Raw genomic sequence first — 26,937 nt, forward strand, 5'->3', positions numbered from 1 at the left:
TGGTTGTGCATATCCATTCTGGTGTTATTAAATCAGTGCATAATCCCTTTATCAATAAAGATGATTTTCACCAAGAACAGAATCGACACCACCCACACCGGAATCGAGATTTGTGAGGCTTTGCCGGTGAATAATTTCATCACGCAATAGCTGATAAAGCCAAACGCAATCCCTTCGGTGATGGAATAAGTAAACGGCATTAACGCCGCGGTAATAAACGCCGGCGTGGCTTCGGTCAAATCGTCCCAACGCACTTTAATCAGGCTGGAAGACATCAAAATCCCCACATAAATCAACGCCCCGGCGGTGGCATACAACGGCACTAACGCCGCTAATGGCGACAGGAAGATCACTAACAGGAATAAAATCCCGGTCACGATTGCGGTTAAGCCGGTGCGCCCGCCGACAGACACGCCGGAGCTGCTTTCGATATACGCCGTCACCGATGATGTGCCGATATACGCCCCGGTTACCGAGCTGATACTATCGACAAACAACGCTTGTTTCATTTTCGGGAAACGCCCTTTGTCGTCGGCTAAACCGGCTTTTTCGGTCACGCCCAATAACGTACCCGATGAATCGAACAGGTTGACTAGCATAAATGAAAACACGATTCCCAATAAACCGATATCCAAGGCACCGGCTAAATCAACCTGCCCGACCACATTCGACACGCTCGGCGGCATTGAGAAAATGCCTTGGTATTCTACATTGCCCAATAACAACGAAAGTGCGGTCACCACCGCAATCGACACCAGCACCGCGGCATGGATATTACGCGACGCCAAAATCACGATAATAAAGAAGCCCAAAATCGCCAATAACACTTGTGAAGAATACAGATTGCCCAAGGTCACTAAGGTTGCCGGGCTTGCCACCACGATACCGGAATTTTGGAAACCCATTAAGGCGATAAACAGCCCGATCCCGGCGGTAATGCCGACACGCAAACCGGTCGGAATGCTGGCAATCAACCAATACCGCACTTGGAACAATGTGAGCAAAAACAGCCCGACTGCGCCCCAAAAAATCGTGCCCATGCCCACCTGCCAAGACAGACCGAGTTTCGACACCACGGTATAAGCAAAAAACGCGTTCAAGCCCATTGCCGGCGCAAGGGCGACCGGTAAATTGGCGAATAAGCCCATAAAAATACTGCCGAACGCCGCAATCAGTGCGGTGGTGATAAACACGCTTTGGCTGTCCATTCCGGCGACACCCAGAATCGACGGATTGACAAACACGATATACACCATCGTCAAAAACGTGGTGATCCCGGCGATAATTTCGGTTTTCACCGTTGTGCCGTGCTGTTGCAGTTTAAAAAAACGTTGCAGTAAGCATTGATTTTGCATAGTAAGTTCCAGTTATCAATAAAAAAGAATCAAAAAAGAATCAAAAAAGAGACAATAATAAATTGGAAAAACCGAAAAATTTTGCGTTTGGCTTTTCGTCAGTATGGTAGCAAAAACCCGCCGGAGCCGCGATGTGTTTTTAGTCGGAAAAAGAAAAGTGCGGTAAAAAAGTGCGTTCAAACAGAAAAACGAGGAAAAACGGAATTACGCCACGCCTAAAAAGCCAAAACCTGAATCGAGGTTTTCTCTTTTCAGGTTTTGTTTATTCAGCTTTCTCATCGCTTTGTAGCTTTTTTCGTGAATCTGATGACGGGTGAACTTCGCCATATTCTTCGCCACAAAGTTATTCACCGCACTTTCATGCGGTTGCGCTTGTTTTTTCTTCTTCATACTCATATTTCCTTTTAGCAATAAAACAGTGTTGATAAATTAAACAGCTGTTCAAGCCGCTATTTTAGGGGAAACGGATGGTTTGTCAATACAACTTAATAAATATATATAATGCTTATTTAATATTCTATTTATTTATAATTATCTTTAAGTCAGCACCATCTAATCAAAGCTTAATTTATTTGAATTGTTGGTTCCGTTAGAAACATCTTCGTTCAAAGAACTTAATCCCTTTTTAGTCAGGGCTTATATTTGAATAGAGAATTTAACCATGAAACCATTCAATCCGAACTGTCTTAATCCCTTTTTAGTCAGGGCTTATATTTGAATCAACTCCTTTTTGTTTAGTTTGCCCTCTTTGTGAGGTCTTAATCCCTTTTTAGTCAGGGCTTATATTTGAATTCAAGCATGCTTAGCATCTGTGTAGATTACAATGGGTCTTAATCCCTTTTTAGTCAGGGCTTATATTTGAATTGACCGAGTTCACAGATATTATCAACTCGTTCTGTCTTAATCCCTTTTTAGTCAGGGCTTATATTTGAATACAGATAACACTGTGCCTTGGTGGGAGCAAGGTGTGTCTTAATCCCTTTTTAGTCAGGGCTTATATTTGAATCCAATTCTCCTCGCCTACATCTAACACCTTTAACTTGTCTTAATCCCTTTTTAGTCAGGGCTTATATTTGAATTCCGACGGGTACTGCAAGCGGGCGGAGAAGTCGTGTCTTAATCCCTTTTTAGTCAGGGCTTATATTTGAATACATGAACCCGACACGGGAACAATTCATCAGTGCGTCTTAATCCCTTTTTAGTCAGGGCTTATATTTGAATTTTTTACAGGGCGTTGGTGACAATCTTTGACTTGGTCTTAATCCCTTTTTAGTCAGGGCTTATATTTGAATATTACAGTCGCCGTTATAAAGATACGGAGGATTTTGGTCTTAATCCCTTTTTAGTCAGGGCTTATATTTGAATTAGGGTCGCATTGGTTCACCGAGTCAGAAGCGTCTTAATCCCTTTTTAGTCAGGGCTTATATTTGAATAGCAGACATTAATAAAAAACTTTTTAATCAATATGTTATATTGATATTTCCCAATTTTTAAAGAACCATAAAGAGCTGGTTCAAGTTTTGATGAAATAATAGTCAATTTATAATCCGTCAACGCTCATTGGTGATCCAACAGGTTGATATTATAACGGTATCACTCAAGTGAGTCCAGCGGGTAATCCTGTCCAATAAATTCCCTCTGGCATAAAGGATTTCCCCAAGCGCCATTGAATTCCTTGTGTTGGAAGCTGGTACACTCGAAAATCATCTTCTTTTTTATTTATAAGTGCTAATACTTCATCAATACAAGTTTGTAGCTGTTTCTTGTTACCTTCAAACAAGAAAATACTGTACTGAATCGGTGTCGCATAGTGGCATAATTTCTTATATGCTCGTTGCAAACGCTTTGGATCACTCACATCATAACCTAATAAATACATATCAACTCCTCCCTATTAAAAACAAAATTCAACATTTTCTAACATAGTGCGTTGATTAAAAAAGTAAGGTGCAAGTGCGGTCTCCCAATTTTGTTGCAATAATTGTTGGGATGTTTCACTACTACGTCGTTGAGGCAAGAGCATGTTTAAACTACTTTGCTTTAACACCAATGCTAAAGCCCGGCAGTTTTCAGTCAACATTTTCCGCCAAAGCATAACCGCTTTTTCATAGGCAGAATAAAATTGAACCCGTCCTGTTTTACCCAACAGACACCCTTCATTTGTGGTACTAAAATATTCTTCACGTAAAATGCGGTCACGAAAACAACCAAGCAGCCAATTATCAACTAAAGGGCGCAATGGCTCGATTAAGTCACAAGCTAATGACTCGCGTCCAAAATCTAATCCGTGAAAAAATCCAATATAGGGATCGAGCCCAGCTCCATAAGCAGCCAACACAGCTTCGCCATGTAAGAGCGTATAAGCTAATGATAAAACGGCATTAAATGGATCACGTGGCGGGCGACGATTTCTACCGGCAAATTTTAAATGTGACGGTAAATAAATACTTAATGCGGTGAAATAAACAGCAGCCGCCCGCCCTTCAATTCCCCGTAAGGAAGCGACTGTCGATTGCTGAAATACACGCTGAATTAAATTATCTAATTCTTCAGCACGAGCCGAAAGCAAACATTTTTTATCCATTCGTTTATGACTAGCTTGCCACATCCAATTTTTTTGTGTAACTAATTTCAACAAAACAAGTTTTTTGGCAAACGTTAAGCAGAAAGATTCATCACTTGCAAGGGCATATTGAGCTAAACGTCGAGCTGCATCGTTATGTGGTCGAGACATAAATAACGTTGGGCTATTTTTTCTACCTGAAAGACAGATAATGCCAATATTTTTTTCGCCTAATTTTGCAAGCAATGACGCCTGTAATTTCACATCGCCTTTAATATAAATACGTTCAATTGGGGCTAGTGGAATCGTACCAATACGTTCATCATTTTCATAACAAATCAAAGCTTCATTTTGTAGTTTTAATTCCGTTCCTTTGCGATCAATATAAAGACTAGACATCATAGCTCCTTAAACCCATAAAAAAGGCTCTGTTGATTGCTGTTTTGCTTTGCCAAAAAATTGTCTTTCACAATTGTCATATAGTTGAAAAATATAAAGTCGATCCTGTTCTGTATCAATAGAATCTAGTAGATCTGACTTGAGCTTCAATAATTCATGTTTTGTCAACCAGCAGTCATAAAATGATTTTTGCCCACTTACCGCATAGCTTTCAATTTTCTTATGCACACAACGCAGCCGTTTGCTTTCTGTAATATCATAAGCGATTAAATAAAAAGAACGCGTGCTATCCATCAATATTCCTTCGTTCGTTTAACAAGAAATGCAACCACAAGGTTTCATTCCTACTAATTTTAAAAAACATTCATCTAAATTAAGCTCTTGCTTGGAAATATGATGAAATTAATACTAATTTAAAATGCTTGCAGTAATACTTCTAATTGAATCGCCTGCTAACATTGCAAGTATTTAACAATTTATTCCACTGTTTATTCTTGCTCAACCAATTATCTGAATGGCTGTTATACAAATAATAGGCTTCTACGCCATAACCAAATCCTTCCGGTGCTGATACAGATAATTCATCGTCATCAATATAACGAACATAGTCTTTATTTAATTTTCTCCGTAATGCTTCAATATTATGAATCCATTTTTTCCCATCTTTTATAAAATAGCGACCATTAAAAGCTCTCTCATCCTGAATTTCAGTATAGCCCAAAGCAATAGCTTTAATTTCACTATCCGTATAAGGTTTGAAAATATAAGGCAGTGTTGAATTTTCCGTATTTTTATTGGTATAAAACTCACTTCTCATTATATTCTCCTTACCAATTCTTGATATTCAGTAATAGAAATTATAGTGAGTGTGAGCCTAAATTGAGGGTATTACAAATCTGTAATAGATGATAATAAAAATCCAAGAATGGAAAAATAAAAAAGGAAAATATTACCTATCTTCCTTAAAACATCCAATCTATAAGATAGGCTAATCTTGAGCCACGGGGATAGGGAACCGGCAGGCTTTAATCTCTGCTTCAATCGCAGTTAAATCAATATGTTCTGCTTCAACCCCCAGTGTATAACACCGGGATTTAGACGATGGTATATAAGGTACATTTTTAGAATTATTATTTAGCCCAATTGCCGCTTTATATTTTTTAGTGATATCCGTTTTTGATTCAGAAAGTAAACTTTTAAAATCCTCGCCTAGACGAGTACTTTCATTGCCCACAGATTTTAGAATAACCATATAAAGATCAATAACTTTCTGTATCTTATTTTCATCAGGGCTTTCATATTGATAGGATAAACCCCGTTTTTTAAATAAACATAATGAAAGTAATAAAGCATAGCCACGCGGTGATAGACGTAATATTTCACAACCAAAGCGCACTTTTCGATCATCAATTGGCGTTAAAAAGGTGATTGTTGGCGTTTGCAAGGCATTTTGTGCTTTCTCAACCGATTGACTATAAGATAAATGGCTTCGCAATAAGCCGTCAGGCACGCCTAAACCAAGCCGCACCCAAGGAATTTCGGCTAACATCACTTTTGCCTGTGACACATCAATTTCTATCCCCTCGAGATCATTGATCATATGTGTATTCGGTTTTGGATAGAAAAATGTTGGCAAATTTTCATAACGCTCTTCCACCAAAACATGGGAAAGCGAATCCTGTTCACGCCCATACAATGACAACGCATAGCCTAAGAAAAAGCCCATCGTTTTGCGCCCGCCTGCGATCGAAGCATGAAGTGCGGTATCTTGTCGCTGACAAAATTCACTCACCAAACCAACAATTTGATCCGCAGCTAATTTATTTTCTTCAGGCGTGCGAATATCAGTTAAATCCATATTTTCACTATTTTGAATAACATGAATACAGCTTTCATCAAAATGGATGGCTGGCAAATGGTAATCTGCACAAAACTCAGCCAATGCACCTTCCGCCTTTTTACGCCCGCCTTCAATCCCAAGCAACGCATCCATAATCTCCTCTTTGCCCGGCAAGGTAGTAATCACATGCAATTCTGTTGGGATAAATTTTTTCTCCGTAACTAACGCATAAAGTGTTTCCGTGATCACCGCCGGGGACATTCCAGTGACTGAAAGCAGTATATTTTTCTTAATCTGGCTCATTATTTTCCTATCCAATTTTGAATTTTACTTTTCAACTGTTGCAATTCTTTTCCATGAATCACTTCGATTTTAAGTTCTTTTGCACGATTTCGATCGGCTTCATTCAGTTCGAAATAACTGACTAAACATTTTTTCGTCATCAAACCGCCATAATCTTTGAGTGCTTCCAGTTTATAGAGAATGCTTTCAGGTTTATCCGCTGATTTTTTACTCTGCATTATAGCGGTTTTGCACTCTACAATATGTAATTTATTATTGGCAATGAACACCACATCAAACTCATTTTTATTGCCTTTATTTTTTTCATCCCACGTTGATTTATTCGGGTTGTAATTGGTATTTCCCACTTCCAAATTCAGTGAAATATCTTGTACTTTATTGATATTTTTAAGCTCACTAAATACCACTTCTTCTAACCAACCGCCATTGAGTTTTTCCTTGGTTGCTTTATTTTTGAAATTGACACGCTCCCCATCAAATGCAATTATCTCTTCATCATGCAGTTCAAATAAGAAGTCGGTTAAGCCATTTTGTTTAAGTTCTTTATGCTCAAGTGCGGTTTTGTAGCCTGAATTTTCAGAACGGCTTGCAATACCATTTAATTGAGGAATGAGATTTCGATAGCGATCATAATAGTGAATAAATTCCTTAACCAAATCTAATTCAGATTCATTCACTGCTAATTTTTGCTCAGACACCACCGAATGCCCATATGCCATCAAATAGTTTTCCATGGTGATTTTAGTTGAGAGATGAATATCAGCCATTCGTTTTTTCTCTGCTGATTGGGATACAAAAACAATGCGATTTTTATCGGTGTCCATATAAAAAATCGGTTTATCTGCCATTGAAAATACATTTTGAGCAGCTATTGCCATCAGTTTTGTGCCACCCGTTACATTCAGCGCAATATCCTCACTTTCATATTGCGAAACAATATCTGCAATACGATCTTCAAGCTCTGCAAATTCAAATATATCGGCAAGATTTTCTAAAACAACATTCACACCTAATTTTTCAACGGTGTTTTTAAGAAATTTGGCTTGTTCTTTCATCTTGTTGGAAACCAAAAAAACCGCTTTTTTCGGTTTAAATTGCGGATCTAAGATCGGTAGTAAATTGGCGGCTGCTTGTACTGAAATTAAACAAAAGTGAATATCATATTTTGCGGCCATCATTTTCTCCTGAATTAATTTTTACTGTTCTAATGCTTTCACATAAAAAGGCATTAATCGGCAAGATTGCTGATTAAGTTGTTCTCTCGTTAATTCTTTCCCACGCTGATGTTCTTGCACGTTTAGCGACAAAAAATAAACTTTAGCCCCTTTTTGACACACTTGTGCAGCTAAATGGAGCGGTAATGTGCCCATCACAATATCCCCTGCTTGGATCTGCCCAACCTCTAAATGGCTAACCCAATGATCCACCATAATCGGCTGTTGTTTCATCCACTCCACTGTCCCTTGATGACGGGAAATAAACCATGTTGCCATATTTTAAATGTTAATTACCTTATGTTATTAATAGAAAGCCTAGCATAAGGTAATTTTTGCTTAGTCGGCAAAATTACAAATTTGTAATTTGGTATTTTCCTAAACCAAAAGACGCATTTTTTCCCACGTGTAGCCATTGTCCTAAATAAAGTAATTGAGCAACCCGCGATGAAACCCGATTCAATTGCCATTCCCCCACTAAACCACCTAATTGCATGGTTTGCTGTTGTCTTGACGAAAATCTTGTCCAATCTCGCCAACGCAGCCGTTTATGATCCGATATGTTGTCAATGTGCTGTTTCAACCCATTAAAATCCAGTTGCAATGTCTCTGTAGTATGAAATTCGGTGAGCAATACCAACCGCTTTGCCAAGCCAATTATTAAGCGTTCAATATGCAGTTCATCCGCAGATAATGGATGTCCGTTGCGTTGAATTCGCATTGGGGTTGATGTTTCACCGCACTTCGTATTTTTTCCGTATTCGGTGCAACAATTAAAAACTTACCTGCCGCATTGGTGATTTGACTTGTACTTGGCAATTCGCAAGCCTGTAGTACTTTAAGAGCAGCTAACTCAGAAAATAGCGAAACTTGAAATGAGCGTCCACGCAGTAACTTTGCCGCTTGTTTATTAGTTTCACTACCCGAAGCAAAAATAAAATCCTGAATACCAAAAAAATCACCTTGGATTAATAAGAACTTATCTTGCCCCCAGCTAATTTCTCGATTTTTCAGTGATTTTGCGGCTTCCCCATCGATTTGTCCGTTTTCATGGTGCCAACGCCAAAGTGCGGTCGCCATTGCCGCTGTAGTTTTAGAATGGTCGTATAATGACACTTCGGGTTTAACACCAAATGCGGTCGCTGACGGAATCGCGCTAGTATAACTTTGCCAAAGACTATCAAAATGATCGAGCCACAAAGACCAAGACTGACGGTGTGAATGCGGAATCTGTTCTAATCCTTGTAAAAAGGCATTCCATAAAGCATGGTACTCTTTTTGCGCTACACTATTTTCAGAGGGCTCATATCCTTGCCGCATTACTGGAAAAATCGTCTTGGCAGAAAGTGGTTTTAACGGATAGCAATAGTCGTTTTTATCCTTTTTCTCCGAAGTGAATGATATTTGCTCTAACAAACTGAATAAACGCGCTTGATAATGATTTTTTTGTTCACGACGACTTTCACCATTTTCTTTTGCCTGATTATATTGTTCAAACGTTTCTCTTTCAAAACCCGAAGCCACGCGATCTGCCGTCGCCACCACCCATTGCAAAAAGGTATCTGGTTTATGGTGTGCCGCTGCGGCATTAATCATTGAGTCTGTAATATCATTATTCTTATCACTGCGATTTGCAAAAGGAAATACATCGTCTTGAATTAAATCAGGAAGACGACGCTCAAGTAAATCTATCGCCCACCCAGTATAAGCTGCGTGCTGATGAGAATGATACTGCCCTTCCTTATTGAAATTAAAATGAGCAGCGAGATAATCTTTTGGTATCTCAATCTTTGCCCGTTGTGCAAATTTACCTAAATCGTGCAGAAGTGCAACCAATGCTACCCGGGCAGAGGCATTTAATAAATTCGTATCCATTTCAACTCCTTTTCTAATAAGATAATGAGCACATCATACTTAAAATACGATATAAATTATCTTTTTACAGATTTGTAATTTCAATAATTTGAACCAGCTCATATTTTTACCTGTACTACTTTAAAATACAGCCTAATGTATATAAAAAACCGCACTTTACATGTTAATTGCAAAGTGCGGTTGTGGTTAATTCGCCTCGAATAAACGTTAGTTCGTCTCAAATAAAAACACGGTGGTTTTGTGATAAGGCTCGTTGGCTTTACTGATTCCGCCGTATTTAAACCATTCGGGGTGATTCGGGGTGTCGGGCAGGGCTTGGGTTTCAAGGGCAATGCCGGCGTGGTTGGCGTAAGTTGAGCCGAGGCGGTTTGGCGTATTGGCGAGGAAGTTGCCACTGTACACTTGGATCGCCGGCTGATCAGTGAAGACTTTCAAGCATAAATCACCGTTGCTTGAACGCAGTTCCACTTGCGCCTCGGCATTTAACCCCGGTTGTTTGAGTAAAAACGCGTGATCATAGCCGGCAACCAGCTGTTGATCGCTGTCGTTTAAGAAATCTTGCACAACTGTTTTGGCGCTACGGAAATCAAAACCGCTGTTTGCCACCGATTTTAGCGGTGCTTTCGGGATACCTTCGCTATCCACCGGTAGATAATAATCGGCGTTGATTCTTAACTGATGTTGCAGTGCGGTTTGATCCGCACTTTCGCCGTCGAGGTTGAAATAAGCGTGGTTGGTGAGATTTAGCGGCGTGTCTTGATCCGTTTCGGCGTTAAAAATAACCAACAACGCATTATCGTCACGCAATTGATAGCGCACTTTGACCTGCACTGTGCCGGGAAAACCCTGATCGCCATCAGCCGAATGTAGCCCGAACTCAATTTGGTTATCATCATGACTTAAAATCTGCCAACGGCGTTTATCGAATGCCTGTGAACCGCCGTGCAATTGGTGCTTGCCTTGCTGGTTAGCAGCCAGCGGATAATCTTTACCGTTTAAGTGAAAAGCGGCATTGGCAATACGGTTGGCGAAACGCCCGACCGTTGCGCCCAAATAAGCCCCTTGTGCACTGTGCTGTTGTAAGTTTTCACACCCCAAGACGACATCACGCAAGCTTCCGCCAATCGGAATTTGACAGGAGAGCCACGTTGCCCCCCAGTCGGTAAAGCGAACCCGCATTCCCCGCCTATTCGCCAACGCCACCACCTGAAACGGTTTGCCGTCCGGGGCTAATTCTGCATTGTAAATATTGATCATAAAACACTGACTCCGGCCGAGGCATGGCAAACATAGAAGGTTTCTTTCAAGCCGGTGCGTTTATGATAATGCCCGGCAATCTGGCGGCGCACCGCGTCGATTTTATCTTCCGGCGCCAACGCGACGATACAGCCGCCGAAGCCGCCACCGGTCATACGTGCGCCGCCGCTGTTACCAATCACTTGCTGCGCCAATTCCACCAAGTAATCCACTTCCGGCACGGTGATTTCGAAATCATCGCGCATTGAATCATGCGATTGTCCCATCAATACGCCCAGTTGCTGTAAATCGCCGTTTTTCAACGCTGCCGCCGCATCCAACACCCGTTGGTTTTCGGTAACAATATGCCGCGCACGCTTGGCGACAATCGGGTCAAGTGCGGTCAATTCCTCTTCCAACGCCTTAAACTGCGCAATCGAAACATCGCGCAACGCTTTCACGCCGAAGAATGCCGCCGCTTGTTCGCATTGCTGGCGGCGGCTGTTGTATTCGCCCGCCACCAGATCATGTTTCACATTGGAATTGACGATCATCACCGCCACACCTTGCGGCACCGGCACCGCTTCGGTTTCCAAACTGCGGCAGTCGATTTTTAACAGATGATCTTTTTGTCCTAACGCCGAAATCAACTGATCCATATTGCCGCACTGGCAACCGACGAAACGGTTTTCCGCTTTTTGTCCGATCAGCGCAATATCAACATGGCTTAACGCCAATCCGCCCAATACTTGACAGAATTTTCCGGTCGCCACTTCCAACGCGGCTGAGGAGCTTAAACCGGAGGAAAGCGGTACATTGCCGCTGATCGCCAAATCCGCCCCGGTCTTAAACTCGGGACATTTTTCTTGTATATATTTCACCACTCCGCGTACATAACCGGTCCATTTATACTCGCCGTCCGCCTGCAAGTGCGGTTCAATCGGTCGGCTTAAATCAAATTCGTCCCATTGTCGCAAATCCGCCGCATACACTCGGAAAATATTGTCTTCGCGTTTCGCACCGCTGATTGCCGTGCCGTAATCAATCGCACAAGGCATCACGAAACCGTCGTTATAATCGGTGTGTTCGCCGATAATGTTCACCCGCCCCGGCGCATAAACCAACAGTTCGGGTTGATACTCAAATTGCTCGATAAATTCTTTTTGTGCTTGTTGCTGTGGTAAAAGCATGTCTTCATCTCCTTTCTTATTTTGCTTTGTAATGAATATCGCTTAGTGCCGCCAACCGTGCGGCGGCTTGCTCAGCCGTCAAATCCCGTTGTGATTCCGCCAGCATTTCATAACCGACCATAAATTTTCGCACGGTGGCAGAGCGTAATAACGGCGGATAGAACACGGCGTGCAACTGCCAGTGATCCAAATTGCGTCCGTCTTGGAAAAACGGTGCATAATGCCAGCCCATTGAATACGGGAACGGGCATTCAAACAGATTATCGTAGCGAATAGTCAATTGTTGAATTATCAAGGCAAGATCATCACGTTGTGCGTCCGTAAGTTCATTCATGCGTTTTACCGGCATTTTCGGCAACAGCATGGTTTCAAACGGCCATGCCGCCCAATACGGCACGACGGCAAGCCAAAACTCCGTTTCAACCACAGTACGGCTGCCGTCTTTTTGCTCGGCATTGACATAATCCAACAGCAGATTGCTGCCGTATTGTTGGTAATATTTCAATAAATTGCGTTCTTTGGTGGCGATTTCGTTCGGTAAAAAACTGTTCGCCCAAATTTGCCCGTGTGGGTGCGGCTGTGAGCAGCCCATCGCTTCACCTTTATTTTCAAAGGCTTGCACCCAAAGATAATCTTTGCCTAATTCTTCGATTTGCTCGTTCCAGGTTTCCACAATTTGGCGTAATTCCGGCACACTCAATTCCGGCAAGGTTTTGCTGTGATCCGGTGAAAAACAGATGACACGGCTCAAACCGCGCACGCCCATCACTTGAAACAGCGGGTTGTCACTCGGCGGCGCGTCGGGACTATCGGTCATTAAAGCGGCAAAATCATTCGGGAAAACATAGGTATGCTTGTAGTCCGGATTGACTGCGCCGGAAATCCGCTTGTTAGTCGGGCACAAGAAACAGTTTTCATCATATTGCGGTAACTGATGAGTTTCCAATTTTTCACTCTGCCCACTCCAAGGACGTTTGGCGCGGTGAGGGGAAACCAAAATCCATTCATCTTTCAATGGGTTATAGCGGCGATGCGGGTGTTCCGTCGGATCAAAATTTACACTATTCATCTCAATTCACCTATTTATTTATATTCAAATAAAATGTAATCGGTTACATTATCGGCGTTAAATATAGCATAATCCAGCAAACAAACCGTTAATTAGATCACAAAACGCCTAAATACTTTGCCGTTTACTCTCGGAAAATAAAAAAATGGCGTATGATAGGAAACGGTTTCAATTAATCTGATGTGAGGATAGTAAAAATGGTGACGATTCGTGATGTGGCAAAACACGCCAATGTTTCAGTGGCGACAGTTTCGCGCGTGTTGAATGATCACCCTTCCATCACGGAAAGAACCCGTGAAGCGGTATTAAGCGCGGTGCAACAACTCGGTTATTATCCCAATGCCAATGCGCAGGCTCTCGCCTCGCAAAGCAATGATACCATCGGTGTGGTAGTGACCGATGTAACCGATTCGTTTTTTGCCATTTTGGTGAAATCGGTTGATCAAGTCGCCGCTAAACATAAGCGCAATATTTTGATCGGTATCGGTTATCATGATTTGGAAAAAGAGAAGCAAGCGATTGATCTATTGTTAAAAAAACGCTGTAATTCTTTGGTCGTCCACGCCAAAGCCCTGAGCGACGAGATGTTGCAAGACTACTTAAGCCACCATCCGGGCATGGTGATTATTAACCGTACGATTCCCGGTTTTGAACACCGTTGCATTGCCTTGGACAATGAAAAAGGCACTTACTTGGCGACCACCACCTTGATTCAACATGGACACCGTCACATCGGTTATATCGGCTCCAACCATCATATTAATGACGAAAGCGAGCGTAAGTGCGGTTATTTAAAAGCGTTATCCGATAACCAACTCCCGCTCTGTTATCATGCCATCGCCAATTCCTCTCCCGATTATCAAGGCGGCGAAGAAGCGATGATCAAACTATTGAGTTACAACTCCAATCTGACGGCGTTGGTTTGTTACAATGATTCCATGGCGGCGGGCGCAATATCGATCTTGAATGAAAACAACATCAAAGTGCCCCACCAATTTTCGATTATCGGATTTGACGATATGCCGATCGCCAGTTACTTAGTGCCGAAACTGACCACTATTAGGTATCCAATTGATTTAATGGCAAGTTATGCGGCGGAACTGGCACTCAGTTTAGTCAATAAAGAAGTGGCGTCACCGGAAAATATCACTTTCAACCCGACCCTGGTGAAACGTTTCTCGGTCAAGTCCATTTAATTTGGAATGAAATTGTGATCCACGCCACATATTTTTTAATTAAATTATGTAATCGTTTTCATAATGTGAATAGGATCACATACTTTTAAAGACAGCTTGAGTATCCTATACCCTGACATTATCGCTCAAAGCAGATAATACTCTAAGTATCGGTTGCAGCAAAACCGATGGCATTTATCTTTATATAGCAAAGATGGAGAGAATTACCATGAAAAAAACCGTATTGACTTCTGTTGCATTGGCTGTCGGATTAGGTATTGCAGCAACGTCTGCGCAAGCCGCCAATCGTATCGGTGTAACTATCTACAAATACGACGATAACTTTATGTCCACCATGCGTCAGGAAATTGAAAAAGAAGCCGAAGCATTGAAAGACATCGAGTTATTGATGAACGATTCACAAAATGCCCAATCCATTCAAAACGATCAGGTGGACGTATTGATTTCCAAAGGCGTAAAAGCCTTGGCTATCAACTTGGTTGACCCGGCGGCGGCACCGACCATTATCAAAAAAGCCTCTGAAGAAGATATCCCGGTGGTATTCTTCAATAAAGATCCGGGCCAAGCGGCGATCAACAGCTACGATAAAGCCTACTATGTGGGCACTGAGCCGAAAGAATCCGGCGTGATCCAAGGTGACTTGATCGCCAAACAGTGGAAAGCCAATCCGGCTTGGGATTTAAACAAAGACGGTAAAATCCAATATGTGTTGCTGAAAGGCGAACCGGGACATCCGGATGCCGAAGCGCGTACCGAGTTTGTTATCAAAGAACTGAACAATCAAGGCATTCAAACCGAACAACTGTACATCGACACCGGTATGTGGGACGCGGCAATGGCGAAAGACAAATCTGACGCATGGTTATCCGGCCCGCATGCCAACACCATTGAAATGATCATCGCCAACAACGATGGTATGGCAATGGGCGCCCTAGAAGCAACCAAATCCCACGGTAAAAAACTGCCGATTTTCGGGGTTGACGCCTTGGCGGAAGTATTGCAACTGGTTAAATCCGGTGCGATTGCCGGTACCGTATTAAACGACGGCGTAAACCAGGCAAAAGCAGTGGTGCAATTGGCTGACAACTTGGCAAATGGTAAAGATGCTGCCGAAGGTACCGAATGGAAATTGGAAAACCGTGTCGTCCGTATTCCATACGTCGGTGTTGACAAAGACAATTTGGATAATTTCTTAAAATAATATGTTGTAATCTTGGGGAGAGATTCTCTCTCCCCTTTTTCGCTTGAGGTTGGATATGAGTGTAGAGCAATCCGTGCAAACAGAAAGTAAAGTTCTGTTGGAGATGAAAGGGGTAAGTAAAACCTTTCCCGGCGTAAAGGCGCTGGACAATGCCAATTTGACAGTGCGATCACATTCGGTTCACGCCCTGATGGGGGAGAACGGAGCCGGAAAATCCACATTACTGAAATGTCTATTTGGTATTTACGCCAAAGACGAGGGCGAAATTCTTTTTCTTGGAAAGCCGGTTAATTTTAAAACCTCAAAAGAAGCGCTGGAAAACGGAATTTCAATGGTACACCAAGAGCTGAACTTGGTTAAACAAAGCAGCGTAATGGACAATCTCTGGTTGGGGCGTTATCCGACCAAAGCCGGGTTGGTCGATCACACAAAAATGTATAACGACACCCAAGCTATTTTTAAAGAACTGGATATTGATATCGATCCGAAAATGAAAGTGGGCAAACTCTCCGTTTCCCAAATGCAAATGATCGAAATCGCCAAAGCCTTCTCTTATAATGCCAAAATCGTGATCATGGACGAACCGACGTCCTCGCTTTCCGAAAAAGAAGTCAGCCACCTGTTTTCGATTATCGAAAAACTGAAAGAACGTGGCTGCGGCATTATTTATATCTCGCACAAAATGGACGAGATTTTCAAAATTTGCGATGAAGTCACGGTATTGCGCGACGGTAAATGGATTAACACCATTCCGGTCAAAGGCGCAACCATGGACGGTATCGTCGCGATGATGGTCGGACGTGAGCTGACCCAACGCTTCCCGCCGAAAATCAACCAACCGAAAGAAGTGATTCTGACCGTTGAAAATCTGACCGCACTGAATCAGCCGTCAATCCAAGACATCAGTTTTGAACTACATAAAGGTGAAATTTTAGGCATTGCCGGTCTGGTGGGCGCAAAACGTACCGACATCGTGGAAACGATTTTCGGGATCCGCGAAAAAAAGAGCGGTGTGGTCAAACTACACGACAAAGTCATGCGCAATAAAACCGCACTTGAAGCAATCAACAACGGTTTTGCTTTAGTAACCGAGGAACGCCGTTCCACAGGGATTTATTCCAATTTAAGCATTGAATTTAATTCACTGATTTCAAATATAAAATCCTATATGTCCAAATTCGGACTGCTGAGTTCGACTAAAATGAAAAGCGACACCCAATGGGTTATCGATTCGATGAATGTGAAAACACCATCGCATAAAACCAATATCGGCTCGCTTTCCGGCGGAAATCAGCAAAAAGTCATTATCGGACGTTGGTTGTTGACCCAACCGGAAATCCTGATGTTGGACGAACCGACACGCGGGATTGATGTCGGCGCTAAATATGAAATTTATCAATTGATTATGGAGCTGGCGCAAAAAGACAAAGGCATTATCATTATTTCTTCCGAAATGCCGGAACTGTTAGGGATTACCGATCGGATTATGGTGATGAGCAACGGCAAACTCGCCGGTATCGTCAACACCAAAGAAACATCGCAGCAAGAAATTTTACAGCTTGCCGCTAAATATTTATAAAAAATAAGAGAAGGGATAAAACCATGGCTGACTTAGGAAAAAACAAATCTCTTGATTTCCTCAAACAAAATGCAATTTATTTCGTATTACTGATTTTATTGTCGATCATCATCATTCAGGACTCCAGCTTCTTGAGTTTGATTAACTTCAGTAACATCTTAACCCAATCGTCTGTTCGATTGATTATCGCCCTTGGGGTTGCCGGTTTATTGGTGACACAAGGCACCGACTTATCCGCCGGGCGTCAGGTCGGTTTGGCTGCGGTGGTTTCCGCTACCTTGCTGCAAGCGATGGATAACGTCAACCGCGTGTTCCCGGACATGGCTGAAATTCCAATTCCGTTAGTGATTTTAGTCGTCTGCGCCATCGGTGCGGTGATCGGCCTGATGAACGGTTTCATTATCGCAGTATTAAACGTAACGCCGTTTATCGCCACCTTGGGTACGATGATCATCGTGTATGGTATCAACTCGCTGTATTATGACGCGGTCGGTTCTTCGCCGATTGCCGGCTTCACCGCTTCATTCTCCGAATTCGCACAAGGCTATTTCCGATTCGGCAAGTTTAGGCTGTCATACATTACGATCTACGCCACCATTGCGACTATCTTAGTCTGGATTATGTGGAACAAAACCCGCTTCGGTAAAAACATCTTCGCTATCGGCGGCAACCCTGAAGCCGCGCGCGTATCCGGTGTAAACGTGACCCGTAACTTAGTCGTTATCTACATGATCGCCGGTATGTTCTACGCCTTCGGCGGGATGTTGGAAGCCGGTCGTATCGGCAGTGCCACCAACAACCTCGGCTTTATGTACGAATTGGATGCGATTGCCGCCTGTGTGGTCGGCGGGGTTTCCTTCGCCGGTGGTGTGGGCACGGTTATCGGGGTGGTAACCGGGGTATTAATCTTCACCGTCATCAACTACGGCTTAACCTACATCGGTGTCAACCCATATTGGCAGTACATCATTAAAGGCAGCATTATTATCTTAGCGGTAGCGATTGACTCGCTGAAATACGCGAAGAAAAAATAAGGCGTAAAAAGCAGCACTAGCAAGCTGACCGCACTTGGGACTCCTCTAACCAAGTGCGGTTTTTTTATTCTTTCGGCAACGGCGTATCTTGCGGATCAAAAGCCAATACCTGGGTTAAGGATAACGGACTGACCAATATTTTATCGATCCGTTTCTCATCCATATCAATAATTTCAAAGCGCCAGCCTTGCCAATCAACATAATCGCCGGTATTCGGTATCCGCCCCAACAGCAACATAATCATGCCGCTGAGGGTGTAATATAATTCTTTATCCTCTTCCGGTAATATTTTCAGCGCCAAGCGGTCTTTCATTTCCGGAATCGGGATCGTACCGTCTAAAAGCCACGAGCCGTCTTCACGCTGAATCGCCCAAGCGTCGGCTTCATTATTCGGGGTAAATTCGCCGGTCACCGCTTCTAGAATATCTTGCAGGGTAATAATGCCCTCCACTTCCCCGTATTCATCGATAACGAACGCCATCTGCATATTCTGCAGTCTGAATTGCTCCAACAGCTCCATGCCGGTCAAGGTTTCCGGCACATAAATACAAGGGGACAAATTAGCCGAATAATCAATTGGTTGCCCGCTGGCAATGTAAATAAGCGCCTGCTTGGCGTGAATAACGCCTAAAATTTTATCCAAACCGCCGTCGCAGACCGGAAAACGGGAATATTCCGAAGTAATTAAAAGTTGTAAATTATCTGCCGCCGCATTTTTAATATCAATAAACACCACTTCCGAGCGCGGAATGATTAATGAGCCTAATTTACGATCATCAAGCCGAAAAACATTGCGCACCATTTCATGCTGGTTTTGTTCGATAATGCCGGCTTCCGATCCCTCCTCTAACATCGCGTGAATCTCTTCTTCGGTCACGCTGGATACTTGGTTTTCCTTCACGCCGATTAATTTTAATAATGCGTGGGTCGAGATCGACAACAACTTAACAAAAGGTCGGGTGAAAGCTGCCAGTGTCTGCATCGGTTTCGCAACCAGACAAGCGATCGATTCGGGGTTAATCTGCCCCAAACGTTTCGGCACGAGCTCGCCGATCACGATCGAGAGATAGGTAATCACAATAACAACAACGGCGGTTGCCGTGATATTAGCTGTTTTTAGCGCCAAACCGAAAGATTGCAGCCAAGCCGATAGCGAACCGGCAAAGACGGCTTCACCGACGATACCGTTTAAAATACCGATTGAGGTAATTCCGATTTGAATAGTGGACAGAAAGCTCGTCGGATCTTCACCCAATTTAAGTGCGGTCGCTGCGGCATTATTGCCTTGTTCGGCAAGTTTGCTTAAACGTGTTTTGCGGGCAGTCACCAACGCAATTTCAGACATGGCAAAAATAGCATTCAATAAAATAAGTCCTAATAAAATCAAGACTTCCATGATTTCTCCCTTTGAAGTAAAAAAATGCGGTAAATAAAAAATACAATCGCTAGTGTCACGCTAGGATTAAAAAAGTAAGAAGGTGAGGGGGGTACGCTGTCAGCATTCATATCAGGTTAATATGTTGTCGTTATATCCTATTTATTTTTTTAAATAATTAAATTATCGCATAACTTAATATTCAATACCGTTTTCTACACTATTTGTTTCATTGGCTTTTCAATATAACCGTTTTTTATTTTATGTCAATAACAGCTATTTTATGATAGTACTATATCGGACAACGCAGAACTGAATAATGCAAAAATTTATTTGCCGATACCGTATTGTTTTAATTTATTGGCAACAGTGGTGTGCGACACGCCAAGGCGTTGTGCCAATTTGCGCGTGCTCGGGTAGTGTTGATAGAATTTTTGCAGCAGCTCACTTTCAAACTGCCCGATAATCTGCTCCCAGTCCATGCCATCGAATTGGCTTAATTCAAGATCAGTGCGCTGCGCTGGCGGGGCCGAAGTAAAGTGCGGTTTGGATAATGTTTGCTTCTCGCCTAACGAAGCGCAACTGCGATACAGTAAGTTATACAACTCACGTACATTGCCGCGCCAGTCGTGATTTTGCAGCGCATTCAGATAATCCTGATCGTATTGCGGCACGCTGATATTCAACTGTTGGCTAATCTTTACCAAGAAAAAATCGACCAAGTGCGGTATGTCTTGTTTATGTTGGCGCAACGGCGGAATATCGAGACTGAGCACATTTAAACGGTGATACAAATCCTCACGCAGTTCGCCGTTTTTGACATACTCCGCCAGCGGTTTTTGCGAGGTGCAAATCACGCGTACATCGGCGTAATGCTCCTGTTCTTCGCCCACACGACGATAGCTGCCATCGCTGAGAAAACGCAATAATTTGGCTTGCAAGCCCAATGACAATTCATTGATCGAATCCAATAACACCGTGCCGTGATTGGCATACTCAAAAAAACCGGTGCTGTGGTTGCCGTGGGTGCTGTCGCCGAACATCTCTTGTTCTGCCGCTTCCGGCGGCAAACCGGCACAGTTCACTGCAATAAATTTTTCTGTGCGGCGGTTGCCCCATTGATGACAGAGTTTAGCCAACAGATCCTTGCCTGTACCGGTCTCGCCTTGAATCAGCAGCGGCGCATCGGATTGGGCAAACTGTTTCAGTTGCTGCAACAAACGGCGCATTTCCGCACTTTGCGCTACGATCTCCGCTTGCGGATCGGTTTCAATAAAATTGTCGTGCTTTGTCGTCATTATGATGATCTCTTTCTTCTGTTCATTATTCTGCCAAACGATTCACAAAACGGTAAAACAGCCCCTGTGGATCAGCCGCCAATTCGGCATAGCTGCCTTGTTGTTGCAATTCGCCGTTGTCCATTACACAAATGCGGTCAAACTGCTCAAGTGCGGTCAAACGGTGGGTGACCATAATCAGGGTTTTGTCCCGGCAATGCCGTAACAGCAGTTGCAACACTTGCCGCTCGGTTTCGCGATCCAAGCCTTCGGTCGGTTCATCGAGTAAGATAACCGCACTTTCGCTCAATAAAATCCGTGCAATGCCTAACCGCCGCTGCTCACCGCCGGATAACGGACGGCCGCCGTCGCCCAACCAAAGATCCAAACTTTCCGCCTGTTCGGTCAATTGACTTAAACCGACTTGTTGCAGCACCGTGATCATTTGCTGATCGCTTGCCTGTTCGTTTGCCAACAATAGGTTATCACGCAGGGTGGCGCTAAACACATACACTCGTTGGCTGAGAAAAGCGATTTGTCGGCGCAAAAAGGCTTCGCTGTAATCCGTCAGATTATAACCGCCTAAGCACACTGCACCTTGTTGCGGATCATAATTTCGCAGAATCAGTTGTAACAAACTGGATTTGCCGCTGCCGGTTTTGCCAAGCAAGGCGACTTTTTCCCCTTGCGCCACTTGCCAGTTCAGATCACGCAAGACCGCACTTTGCGTTTCCAATGAAGCACTTGGATAAGTAAAACGGATATTTTGCAGACTTAACAATGGGTTGCTTAGTAACGACCGGCTTAAATCCGAATGCGCGCGCTCGCCGTGAAATGCCACCAAGGGTTGCTGTTCGATAATCTCATTGACCCGTTCGGCAGAGCTGATCACCTGCCCCAAACGCAAAAACGCCGCACCCAACGGCATTAAAATTTCAAAAGCCGCCAAGGCGGAAAAGGTGAACAGCGCAATATTGGCAAGGCGCAGATAATGGCTGTCGCCAAAATCCGTCGCGCCGGCAAGCCATAACATCAATAATAAAATCGAGCCGTTGCCGAACAGCAACACCGCCGCCGACAAACCGCTAAGATTGGCTTCTTTGGCTTGCAATCGCTGCCATTGTTGCTCGCTGTGTTGCAGTTTTTGCCGTTGCGGTTGCGCCACGTTAAACAGCAGCAATTCCGCTTGATTTTGCAACCAGTCGATAAAACGCACCCGATACGCGGCACGTTCCGCCGTCAGCGGTTCGCCGAATTTTTTGCCTAAACGGTAAAACACCGCCGGAATTAAGATCATCAAGCCGAACAGGGTTAAAGCCAAAATCAAAGCCAAAGTGCGGTCAATCAGGCTTAAACCTAAGAACAAAAATAAAATCACCATGCCGGCGCTGATAAACGGCGCAAGCAGGCGCAAATACAGGCTGTCGAGAGTATCGACATCGGCAACCAAGCGGTTCAATAAATCGCTGTTGCGGTAACGCGCCAACACCGCCGGAGAAAGCGGAATCAACTTTTGGAACACCGTCATGCGCAAGCGCGCAACCACGCGGAAAGTGGCGTCATGGGTGACAATCCGCTCAAAATAACGCAACGCCGTGCGCCCGATCGCCAAGCCGCGCACCCCTGCCGACGGGTAGAAAAAGTTAAATAATATATTCGCTCCGGCAAGGGATGCCGCCGCCAAGAACCAACCGGATAAGGTGAGCAAGCCCACACTTGCCGCCAAGCCGCACATCATCAGCACTACGCCGAACACTAAGCGCAACGCATTATGTTTAAACATGGCTAAAAAAGGCAAAATCGCACGCATAATCTCTCCGTCACTCAATCGTGTGCCGGCGTTCCGCCAATAAATCAGCAAAATAACCCGGCTGTCGGCGCAGTTCGTTAAAACCGCCCTGTTGTAAAATCTCACCCTGTCGCATTACCCAAATTTGATCGCACTGTTGCAGATCTTCAATGCGGTGAGTCACCATTAACGTGGTTTGGCGTCGGCTCAAGGTTTGCAAGGTTGCCAAGACCGCACTTTCCGAATGGGCGTCAAGGCTGGCGGTCGGTTCGTCCAACAGCAACAAACCGGCACTACGCAACAACGCCCTGGCAATTGCCAAACGCTGCGCCTGCCCGCCGGAAATACCGGCACTGCCCTCTTGAATTTGATAATCCAAGCCCAGTTTATCGGTAAATTCGCTGGCATACGCCGCTTGTAACGCCTGTTGTAATTCGGTTTCCGTTGCATTCGGGTTGCCGAGCAACACGTTTTCACGAATTGATGTCGCTAATAATAGCGGATTTTGCCCGACCCACGCGATTTTTTGTCGCCATTGGTGAAGATCCAAATCACGAATTTCAACGCCGTTGACCTGTAAACTGCCGCGATACGGCAAAAAGCCGAGCAGCACATTGAGCAGTGAACTTTTGCCTGCGCCGCTCTGCCCGACCAACGCCACATTTTGCCCTGCCGCTAAGTTGAAATTGAGTTTTTGGCTTAACGGCTGCCCTTGCGGACTGAGAATTTCCAAATCCCGCGCCTGCAATGAAAGCGGATTTTCAACCGTCTGCACCGCACTTTCGCTTTGACTGTACAAAAAATCTTGTCGTAAGAAAGCTTCAATCGCATCGGCGGCGGCAATGGCGGCGGCACGATCGTGGTAATATGTGCCGAGATCGCGCAACGGCTGGTAAAATTCAGGCGCAAGAATCAAGCTGAAAAAACCGACGAATAAGGCGAGAGTTACGCCGTCGTAACCGAAACTGAGCTGCCCCAGATAGCTGAAACCGAAATAAACCGCCATCAGCGCAATCGAAATAGAGGTGAAAAACTCCAACACCGAAGAGGACAAAAACGCAATTTTCAACACGTCCATCGTGCTTTCGCGGAATTCGTCTGCCGCCTCGCCCATACTCTGTTGTTGCTGTGCGCTGCGCCCGAATAAACGCAGGGTATCCAAACCGCGCAAGCGATCCAAAAATTGTCCGCTCAGCCGCCCTAACACCGTGATATTGCGCTGGCTGGTTTCCGCCGCTTTCAACCCGACCAATGCCATAAAAATCGGAATCAACGGTGCGGTCAACAGCAGGATTAATCCGGCAACCCAGTTGATCGGAAAGACCGCGATTAAGATAATCAACGGTACCAGCAGCGACAAAAATTGTTGGCTGAGATAACGGGCGTAGAAATTATGCAGATTTTCCACTTGTTCCAACACGATCGTCGCCCACGTGCCTGCGGGGTGGATTTTCATCGCCACCGGTCCGATAGCCGCCAGCTTATCCAGCACCTGCTTGCGCACCGCTTGACGCAACCGCTGTCCGCTGTAAAAACCCAGTTTTTCGCGCAGATATAACATTAGCGCACGCACGGCAAAAATCGCCGACAGCGTCGCAAAGTGGGGTATAAACTGCTCGCGCGCCAGTTGTTGCATAATAAAACCGTCTAAAATCAACGCCAGCAGCCAAGTCTGCCCGACCAATAACACCGCACTCAGACAACCGAGCAGCACATTGAGGTAAAGCGGACGTTTGATGATGTTTTGTTGCTGGCGCAACCATTTGGCAACCGTTTTTTGACGGGTTTTATTCATGGGTGATCCTAGTTTTTAATCAATGGCTTGATAATGTCATCTTCGCTTCCTCCGCATGCGGAGGGAGTACCATTTTTCGCGAGAAAAATGGGGAGGGAGGGGAAAATAGAAGAATAAATATTGATAAATTTGCCTCCCTCCGTCCTACGGACACCTCCCTCCGCAAGCGGAGAGAGGGAAGATGAGAATCAAATACGGTTAATTTTGCTGTGCGTCCAAAAACCGTTCCGCATCTAACGCCGCCATACAGCCTGTTCCGGCGGAGGTGATCGCTTGGCGGTAGTTGTGATCCATCACATCACCGGCAGCAAATACGCCTTCGACCGATGTGGCGGTGGCATTGCCCTCCAAACCGGATTTGACCACGATATAGCCGTTGTTCAAAGCCAGTTGCCCCTCGAAAAGTGCGGTATTCGGCGAGTGTCCGATGGCGACGAACACGCCGTCCAGTTTCAGCTCTTCGGTTTGCGCCGATTGGGTATCTTGCAAGCGCACGCCGGTAACACCCATCTCATCGCCCAACACCTCCTGCAAAGTGCGGTTGGTGTGCAATATGATTTTGCCCTCTTCCACCCGTTTCATCAGGCGATCCAACAGGATTTTTTCGCTGCGGAACTGCTCACGGCGGTGGACTAAATGCACTTCGGAAGCCACGTTGGCTAAATATAACGCTTCTTCGACCGCGGTATTGCCGCCGCCGATCACCGCAACCGGTTTGTTGCGGTAGAAAAAGCCGTCGCAAGTGGCGCAAGCGGAAACTCCGCGTCCTTTGTAGCTTTCTTCACTGTCTAAACCGAGATATTTTGCCGACGCGCCGGTGGCGATAATCAAGGCATCACAAGTAAATTGCTGCACATCACCGTTCAGTTTAAACGGACGGCTGGTGAGATCGACGTTGTTGATGTGATCAAACACGATTTCGGTATTGAATTTTTCCGCGTGCTGCAACATCCGTTGCATTAATTCCGGTCCGGTGGTGTCGCCGTAGTCGCCCGGCCAGTTTTCAATTTCGGTAGTGGTAGTGAGCTGCCCGCCCTGCTGCATGCCGGTCACCAGCACCGGATTCAAATTGGCACGCGCGGCATACACCGCCGCAGTGTAGCCGGCAGGCCCCGAACCTAAAATCAATAAGTTGCAATGTTTAACGGTCATTCCATGTCTCCTAACATAATGTGTTCGGTGATTATAAGCGAAATTAATACAATAACGAATAAAGCTGACGGCGATATTGATTGGCAAGCGGATCGCTGCTGCCGATTGCCGATAAAATCGACAAATATTGCTGTTTCACTTCGCCATTGGCGGCATTTAAATCTTGTTTTAAAAAGCCGAGCAACAGCGACAACGCTTCTTCGTTGCGTGCGGCTTGGTGCAGTTGTAACGCCAGTTGCAAGGCAATTTCAGGACTCGGGTTACGGCTGAAATCCTGTTGCAATTGTTGAATTTCGGGGGTGTCCGCCGCTTGGATCAACAATTCAATCTGCGCCTGCAAGCCCTGCCAACGGCTGTCGCGATCCTGAATCGGGATCTGCTGCAAAATCTCGCTCGCCGCTTCGGTATTTTTCATCGCAATATAGGTTTCGGCGTACAACAGTGCAATATCGCTGTTTTTATGATCGGACAAATTCCACGCCTCTTTCAGTAAGGGCAAGGCTTGATCGTAAGCTTCCGCTTGCAGGAAATCCAACGCTTGGTTGAATTTAATCTCTTCCTCTTTCGGCAGGATCACGCTCAAGCGCACCTTTAGCTCATCTTCGCTCAACACGCCCGGAAAGGCGTCAATCGGCGCGCCGTCTTTAAACAGATAGGTGGTCGGCACGGCTTGAATTTGGAATTGGCGCGCAATCGCCTGTTGCTGTTCGCAATTCACTTTCACCAACACAAATGCGCCCTGTTGCTGATCGGCAATGCGTTGTAAAAGTGCGGTAAATTCTTCCGACTGTGGGTGTCCCGGCATATAAAAACTGAACACCAACGGGAATTGTTGGCTCAGTTGCAGCACGTCGTTGAAATTTTGTTCCGTCAGATCAAGAATATAATTTTTGTTATCAAGCATTATCAGCCCCTTATACGATGGTTTCGGCTATTCTAGCAAATTTTGAGATGAAAAATAGAGATAGGCTAATAGATGGGGGCGGATTGGAAGATTTAAACCCTGACATGAACGTCAGCGATGATCTCCCTCCGCACGGGGAGGGAGAAAAGGAATTTATCCGTAAAATAACCTAGTAAACACGAGGCTACTTGTATTTCTTATGAAACTCATCACGTAACTCGAGCAATTTTTCAGCGTGTTTTTTGGCTTGTGCCAAGTCGCCTTGTTCAGCAAGTTTTACGCTTTCGGCGGAAACATCAGCCAGCTGTTGCAAGCCGGATTGATAATCCAGCACTGCCGGGCTGTCTTTGGCTTGATCGTGCAGCTTATAAGGCAAAAATTGCTTTGCCGCTTCCGCCGCTTGGCTTAGTTTTTGTAACGATTGTACAAATTCCTGTGCGTTATCGGTTTTCATTGCCGCCGTTGCACTGCCGGCAATGGTACGCATTTCATCTTTCAGTGCCGCTGAAGCAACGTTGCTACTTAAGGCGGCGACGGCTAACACGGCACCAAATACCACACTTTTCCAAGATTGAGTCATTTTCATCATAT

The 26,937-nt window shown here is 44.7% G+C and carries 25 protein-coding genes and 1 CRISPR repeat array; of the genes, 4 read left to right on the top strand and 21 right to left on the bottom strand.

Annotated elements, in window-relative coordinates; all coding sequences use genetic code 11:
* Positions 1 to 32: 32 nt before the first annotated feature.
* The 14 genes from ACQ31U_RS00690 to ACQ31U_RS00755 form a co-directional block, all read right to left on the bottom strand.
* Positions 33 to 1,355 carry an NCS2 family permease gene (locus ACQ31U_RS00690; RefSeq protein WP_431052957.1) on the bottom strand — a complete coding sequence of 441 codons (1,323 nt, stop codon included), beginning with the start codon at positions 1,353 to 1,355 and terminating at the stop codon, positions 33 to 35.
* 204 nt (positions 1,356 to 1,559) lie between these two features.
* Positions 1,560 to 1,745 carry a hypothetical protein gene (locus ACQ31U_RS00695; protein ID WP_431052959.1) on the bottom strand — a complete coding sequence of 62 codons (186 nt, stop codon included), beginning with the start codon at positions 1,743 to 1,745 and terminating at the stop codon, positions 1,560 to 1,562.
* A 221-nt stretch (positions 1,746 to 1,966) separates the two neighbouring features.
* Positions 1,967 to 2,788: direct repeats of the CRISPR family, unit length 37 nt; unit sequence GTCTTAATCCCTTTTTAGTCAGGGCTTATATTTGAAT.
* 164 nt (positions 2,789 to 2,952) lie between these two features.
* Positions 2,953 to 3,234, bottom strand: a complete 282-nt coding sequence (gene cas2, locus ACQ31U_RS00700; protein WP_431052961.1) for a CRISPR-associated endonuclease Cas2 — start codon at positions 3,232 to 3,234, stop codon at positions 2,953 to 2,955.
* A 15-nt stretch (positions 3,235 to 3,249) separates the two neighbouring features.
* A complete protein-coding gene (gene cas1 / locus ACQ31U_RS00705) occupies positions 3,250 to 4,320 on the bottom strand; it encodes a CRISPR-associated endonuclease Cas1 (protein ID WP_431052963.1) in 1,071 nt (356 codons plus the stop codon).
* Positions 4,321 to 4,326: 6 nt separating this feature from the next.
* Positions 4,327 to 4,611, bottom strand: coding sequence for a CRISPR-associated endonuclease Cas2 (gene cas2 / locus ACQ31U_RS00710; protein ID WP_431052965.1), 285 nt, complete (start codon positions 4,609 to 4,611; stop codon positions 4,327 to 4,329).
* A 142-nt stretch (positions 4,612 to 4,753) separates the two neighbouring features.
* Positions 4,754 to 5,134 (bottom strand): hypothetical protein, encoded by a 381-nt coding sequence (locus tag ACQ31U_RS00715; protein ID WP_431052967.1) that lies wholly within the window; start codon positions 5,132 to 5,134, stop codon positions 4,754 to 4,756.
* A gap of 171 nt (positions 5,135 to 5,305) precedes the next feature.
* Complete coding sequence (csm6, locus tag ACQ31U_RS00720; RefSeq protein ID WP_431052969.1) at positions 5,306 to 6,460, bottom strand: CRISPR-associated ring nuclease Csm6; 1,155 nt, start codon at positions 6,458 to 6,460, stop codon at positions 5,306 to 5,308.
* Positions 6,460 to 7,638 (bottom strand): Card1-like endonuclease domain-containing protein, encoded by a 1,179-nt coding sequence (locus ACQ31U_RS00725; protein WP_431052971.1) that lies wholly within the window; start codon positions 7,636 to 7,638, stop codon positions 6,460 to 6,462. Before ACQ31U_RS00725 ends, csm6 begins: the two co-directional genes overlap by 1 nt.
* A gap of 18 nt (positions 7,639 to 7,656) precedes the next feature.
* Entirely contained in the window at positions 7,657 to 7,953 is a 297-nt protein-coding gene (gene csx16 / locus ACQ31U_RS00730) for a CRISPR-associated protein Csx16 (RefSeq protein WP_431052973.1), read from the bottom strand.
* A gap of 73 nt (positions 7,954 to 8,026) precedes the next feature.
* Entirely contained in the window at positions 8,027 to 8,395 is a 369-nt protein-coding gene (gene cas6 / locus ACQ31U_RS00735) for a CRISPR system precrRNA processing endoribonuclease RAMP protein Cas6 (protein WP_431052975.1), read from the bottom strand.
* On the bottom strand, positions 8,335 to 9,549 hold the full coding sequence (cas10, locus tag ACQ31U_RS00740; protein WP_431052977.1) for a type III-A CRISPR-associated protein Cas10/Csm1: 1,215 nt from the start codon (positions 9,547 to 9,549) through the stop codon (positions 8,335 to 8,337). Before cas10 ends, cas6 begins: the two co-directional genes overlap by 61 nt.
* A 207-nt stretch (positions 9,550 to 9,756) precedes the next feature.
* Positions 9,757 to 10,806 (bottom strand): galactose-1-epimerase, encoded by a 1,050-nt coding sequence (gene galM, locus ACQ31U_RS00745; protein ID WP_431052979.1) that lies wholly within the window; start codon positions 10,804 to 10,806, stop codon positions 9,757 to 9,759.
* A complete protein-coding gene (gene galK / locus ACQ31U_RS00750; RefSeq protein ID WP_431052981.1) occupies positions 10,803 to 11,975 on the bottom strand; it encodes a galactokinase in 1,173 nt (390 codons plus the stop codon). The genes galM and galK overlap by 4 nt, the downstream gene beginning before the upstream one ends.
* A gap of 16 nt (positions 11,976 to 11,991) precedes the next feature.
* The gene (locus ACQ31U_RS00755; RefSeq protein WP_431052983.1) at positions 11,992 to 13,044 is read right to left on the bottom strand and encodes a UDP-glucose--hexose-1-phosphate uridylyltransferase; all 1,053 of its coding nucleotides are present in this window, start codon (positions 13,042 to 13,044) and stop codon (positions 11,992 to 11,994) included.
* A 197-nt stretch (positions 13,045 to 13,241) separates the two neighbouring features.
* On the opposite strand from ACQ31U_RS00755, the gene ACQ31U_RS00760 reads away from it, so the two are divergent.
* From ACQ31U_RS00760 to mglC, 4 genes are all read left to right on the top strand, one after another.
* On the top strand, positions 13,242 to 14,240 hold the full coding sequence (locus ACQ31U_RS00760; RefSeq protein WP_431052985.1) for a substrate-binding domain-containing protein: 999 nt from the start codon (positions 13,242 to 13,244) through the stop codon (positions 14,238 to 14,240).
* Between the two features lie 208 nt (positions 14,241 to 14,448).
* Positions 14,449 to 15,441, top strand: a complete 993-nt coding sequence (gene mglB / locus ACQ31U_RS00765; RefSeq protein ID WP_431052987.1) for a galactose/glucose ABC transporter substrate-binding protein MglB — start codon at positions 14,449 to 14,451, stop codon at positions 15,439 to 15,441.
* Positions 15,442 to 15,496: 55 nt separating this feature from the next.
* Entirely contained in the window at positions 15,497 to 17,020 is a 1,524-nt protein-coding gene (gene mglA, locus ACQ31U_RS00770; RefSeq protein WP_431052989.1) for a galactose/methyl galactoside ABC transporter ATP-binding protein MglA, read from the top strand.
* Between the two features lie 23 nt (positions 17,021 to 17,043).
* Positions 17,044 to 18,054: a galactose/methyl galactoside ABC transporter permease MglC gene (gene mglC / locus ACQ31U_RS00775; RefSeq protein WP_431052991.1), complete on the top strand. Its 1,011-nt coding sequence runs from the start codon at positions 17,044 to 17,046 to the stop codon at positions 18,052 to 18,054.
* A gap of 64 nt (positions 18,055 to 18,118) precedes the next feature.
* On the opposite strand, the gene ACQ31U_RS00780 is transcribed toward mglC, so the two are convergent.
* From ACQ31U_RS00780 to ACQ31U_RS00810, 7 genes are all read right to left on the bottom strand, one after another.
* Complete coding sequence (locus ACQ31U_RS00780) at positions 18,119 to 19,450, bottom strand: hemolysin family protein (RefSeq protein WP_431052993.1); 1,332 nt, start codon at positions 19,448 to 19,450, stop codon at positions 18,119 to 18,121.
* A gap of 308 nt (positions 19,451 to 19,758) precedes the next feature.
* The gene (locus ACQ31U_RS00785) at positions 19,759 to 20,727 is read right to left on the bottom strand and encodes a sigma 54-interacting transcriptional regulator (RefSeq protein ID WP_431052995.1); all 969 of its coding nucleotides are present in this window, start codon (positions 20,725 to 20,727) and stop codon (positions 19,759 to 19,761) included.
* Between the two features lie 25 nt (positions 20,728 to 20,752).
* On the bottom strand, positions 20,753 to 22,516 hold the full coding sequence (gene cydC / locus ACQ31U_RS00790; protein ID WP_431052997.1) for a heme ABC transporter ATP-binding protein/permease CydC: 1,764 nt from the start codon (positions 22,514 to 22,516) through the stop codon (positions 20,753 to 20,755).
* 10 nt (positions 22,517 to 22,526) lie between these two features.
* Complete coding sequence (gene cydD / locus ACQ31U_RS00795; RefSeq protein ID WP_431052999.1) at positions 22,527 to 24,290, bottom strand: heme ABC transporter permease/ATP-binding protein CydD; 1,764 nt, start codon at positions 24,288 to 24,290, stop codon at positions 22,527 to 22,529.
* Between the two features lie 198 nt (positions 24,291 to 24,488).
* Positions 24,489 to 25,442 (bottom strand): thioredoxin-disulfide reductase, encoded by a 954-nt coding sequence (gene trxB / locus ACQ31U_RS00800; RefSeq protein ID WP_431053001.1) that lies wholly within the window; start codon positions 25,440 to 25,442, stop codon positions 24,489 to 24,491.
* Between the two features lie 43 nt (positions 25,443 to 25,485).
* A complete protein-coding gene (locus ACQ31U_RS00805) occupies positions 25,486 to 26,346 on the bottom strand; it encodes a co-chaperone YbbN (RefSeq protein WP_431053003.1) in 861 nt (286 codons plus the stop codon).
* 184 nt (positions 26,347 to 26,530) lie between these two features.
* A complete protein-coding gene (locus ACQ31U_RS00810) occupies positions 26,531 to 26,935 on the bottom strand; it encodes a cytochrome b562 (protein ID WP_431053005.1) in 405 nt (134 codons plus the stop codon).
* Positions 26,936 to 26,937: the final 2 nt, after the last annotated feature.

Source organism: Testudinibacter sp. TW-1 (genome assembly GCF_050613185.1).
GTDB lineage: Bacteria > Pseudomonadota > Gammaproteobacteria > Enterobacterales > Pasteurellaceae > Chelonobacter.

What these genes read in the sequence shown, in the direction of transcription:
- ACQ31U_RS00715 (WP_431052967.1), bottom strand. Translation starts at nt 5,134, where the DNA reads ATGAGAAGTGAGTTTTATACCAATAAAAATACGGAAAATTCAACACTG.
- galM (WP_431052979.1), bottom strand. Translation starts at nt 10,806, where the DNA reads ATGATCAATATTTACAATGCAGAATTAGCCCCGGACGGCAAACCGTTT.
- ACQ31U_RS00785 (WP_431052995.1), bottom strand. Translation starts at nt 20,727, where the DNA reads ATGACGACAAAGCACGACAATTTTATTGAAACCGATCCGCAAGCGGAG.
- ACQ31U_RS00760 (WP_431052985.1), top strand. Translation starts at nt 13,242, where the DNA reads ATGGTGACGATTCGTGATGTGGCAAAACACGCCAATGTTTCAGTGGCG.
- cas10 (WP_431052977.1), bottom strand. Translation starts at nt 9,549, where the DNA reads ATGGATACGAATTTATTAAATGCCTCTGCCCGGGTAGCATTGGTTGCA.
- ACQ31U_RS00780 (WP_431052993.1), bottom strand. Translation starts at nt 19,450, where the DNA reads ATGGAAGTCTTGATTTTATTAGGACTTATTTTATTGAATGCTATTTTT.
- cas6 (WP_431052975.1), bottom strand. Translation starts at nt 8,395, where the DNA reads ATGCGAATTCAACGCAACGGACATCCATTATCTGCGGATGAACTGCAT.
- cas1 (WP_431052963.1), bottom strand. Translation starts at nt 4,320, where the DNA reads ATGATGTCTAGTCTTTATATTGATCGCAAAGGAACGGAATTAAAACTA.
- mglA (WP_431052989.1), top strand. Translation starts at nt 15,497, where the DNA reads ATGAGTGTAGAGCAATCCGTGCAAACAGAAAGTAAAGTTCTGTTGGAG.
- ACQ31U_RS00690 (WP_431052957.1), bottom strand. Translation starts at nt 1,355, where the DNA reads ATGCAAAATCAATGCTTACTGCAACGTTTTTTTAAACTGCAACAGCAC.
- cydD (WP_431052999.1), bottom strand. Translation starts at nt 24,290, where the DNA reads ATGAATAAAACCCGTCAAAAAACGGTTGCCAAATGGTTGCGCCAGCAA.
- csx16 (WP_431052973.1), bottom strand. Translation starts at nt 7,953, where the DNA reads ATGGCAACATGGTTTATTTCCCGTCATCAAGGGACAGTGGAGTGGATG.
- trxB (WP_431053001.1), bottom strand. Translation starts at nt 25,442, where the DNA reads ATGACCGTTAAACATTGCAACTTATTGATTTTAGGTTCGGGGCCTGCC.
- ACQ31U_RS00805 (WP_431053003.1), bottom strand. Translation starts at nt 26,346, where the DNA reads ATGCTTGATAACAAAAATTATATTCTTGATCTGACGGAACAAAATTTC.
- ACQ31U_RS00810 (WP_431053005.1), bottom strand. Translation starts at nt 26,935, where the DNA reads ATGATGAAAATGACTCAATCTTGGAAAAGTGTGGTATTTGGTGCCGTG.
- ACQ31U_RS00755 (WP_431052983.1), bottom strand. Translation starts at nt 13,044, where the DNA reads ATGAATAGTGTAAATTTTGATCCGACGGAACACCCGCATCGCCGCTAT.
- cas2 (WP_431052965.1), bottom strand. Translation starts at nt 4,611, where the DNA reads ATGGATAGCACGCGTTCTTTTTATTTAATCGCTTATGATATTACAGAA.
- galK (WP_431052981.1), bottom strand. Translation starts at nt 11,975, where the DNA reads ATGCTTTTACCACAGCAACAAGCACAAAAAGAATTTATCGAGCAATTT.
- ACQ31U_RS00695 (WP_431052959.1), bottom strand. Translation starts at nt 1,745, where the DNA reads ATGAAGAAGAAAAAACAAGCGCAACCGCATGAAAGTGCGGTGAATAAC.
- cydC (WP_431052997.1), bottom strand. Translation starts at nt 22,516, where the DNA reads ATGCGTGCGATTTTGCCTTTTTTAGCCATGTTTAAACATAATGCGTTG.
- csm6 (WP_431052969.1), bottom strand. Translation starts at nt 6,460, where the DNA reads ATGAGCCAGATTAAGAAAAATATACTGCTTTCAGTCACTGGAATGTCC.
- mglC (WP_431052991.1), top strand. Translation starts at nt 17,044, where the DNA reads ATGGCTGACTTAGGAAAAAACAAATCTCTTGATTTCCTCAAACAAAAT.
- cas2 (WP_431052961.1), bottom strand. Translation starts at nt 3,234, where the DNA reads ATGTATTTATTAGGTTATGATGTGAGTGATCCAAAGCGTTTGCAACGA.
- mglB (WP_431052987.1), top strand. Translation starts at nt 14,449, where the DNA reads ATGAAAAAAACCGTATTGACTTCTGTTGCATTGGCTGTCGGATTAGGT.
- ACQ31U_RS00725 (WP_431052971.1), bottom strand. Translation starts at nt 7,638, where the DNA reads ATGATGGCCGCAAAATATGATATTCACTTTTGTTTAATTTCAGTACAA.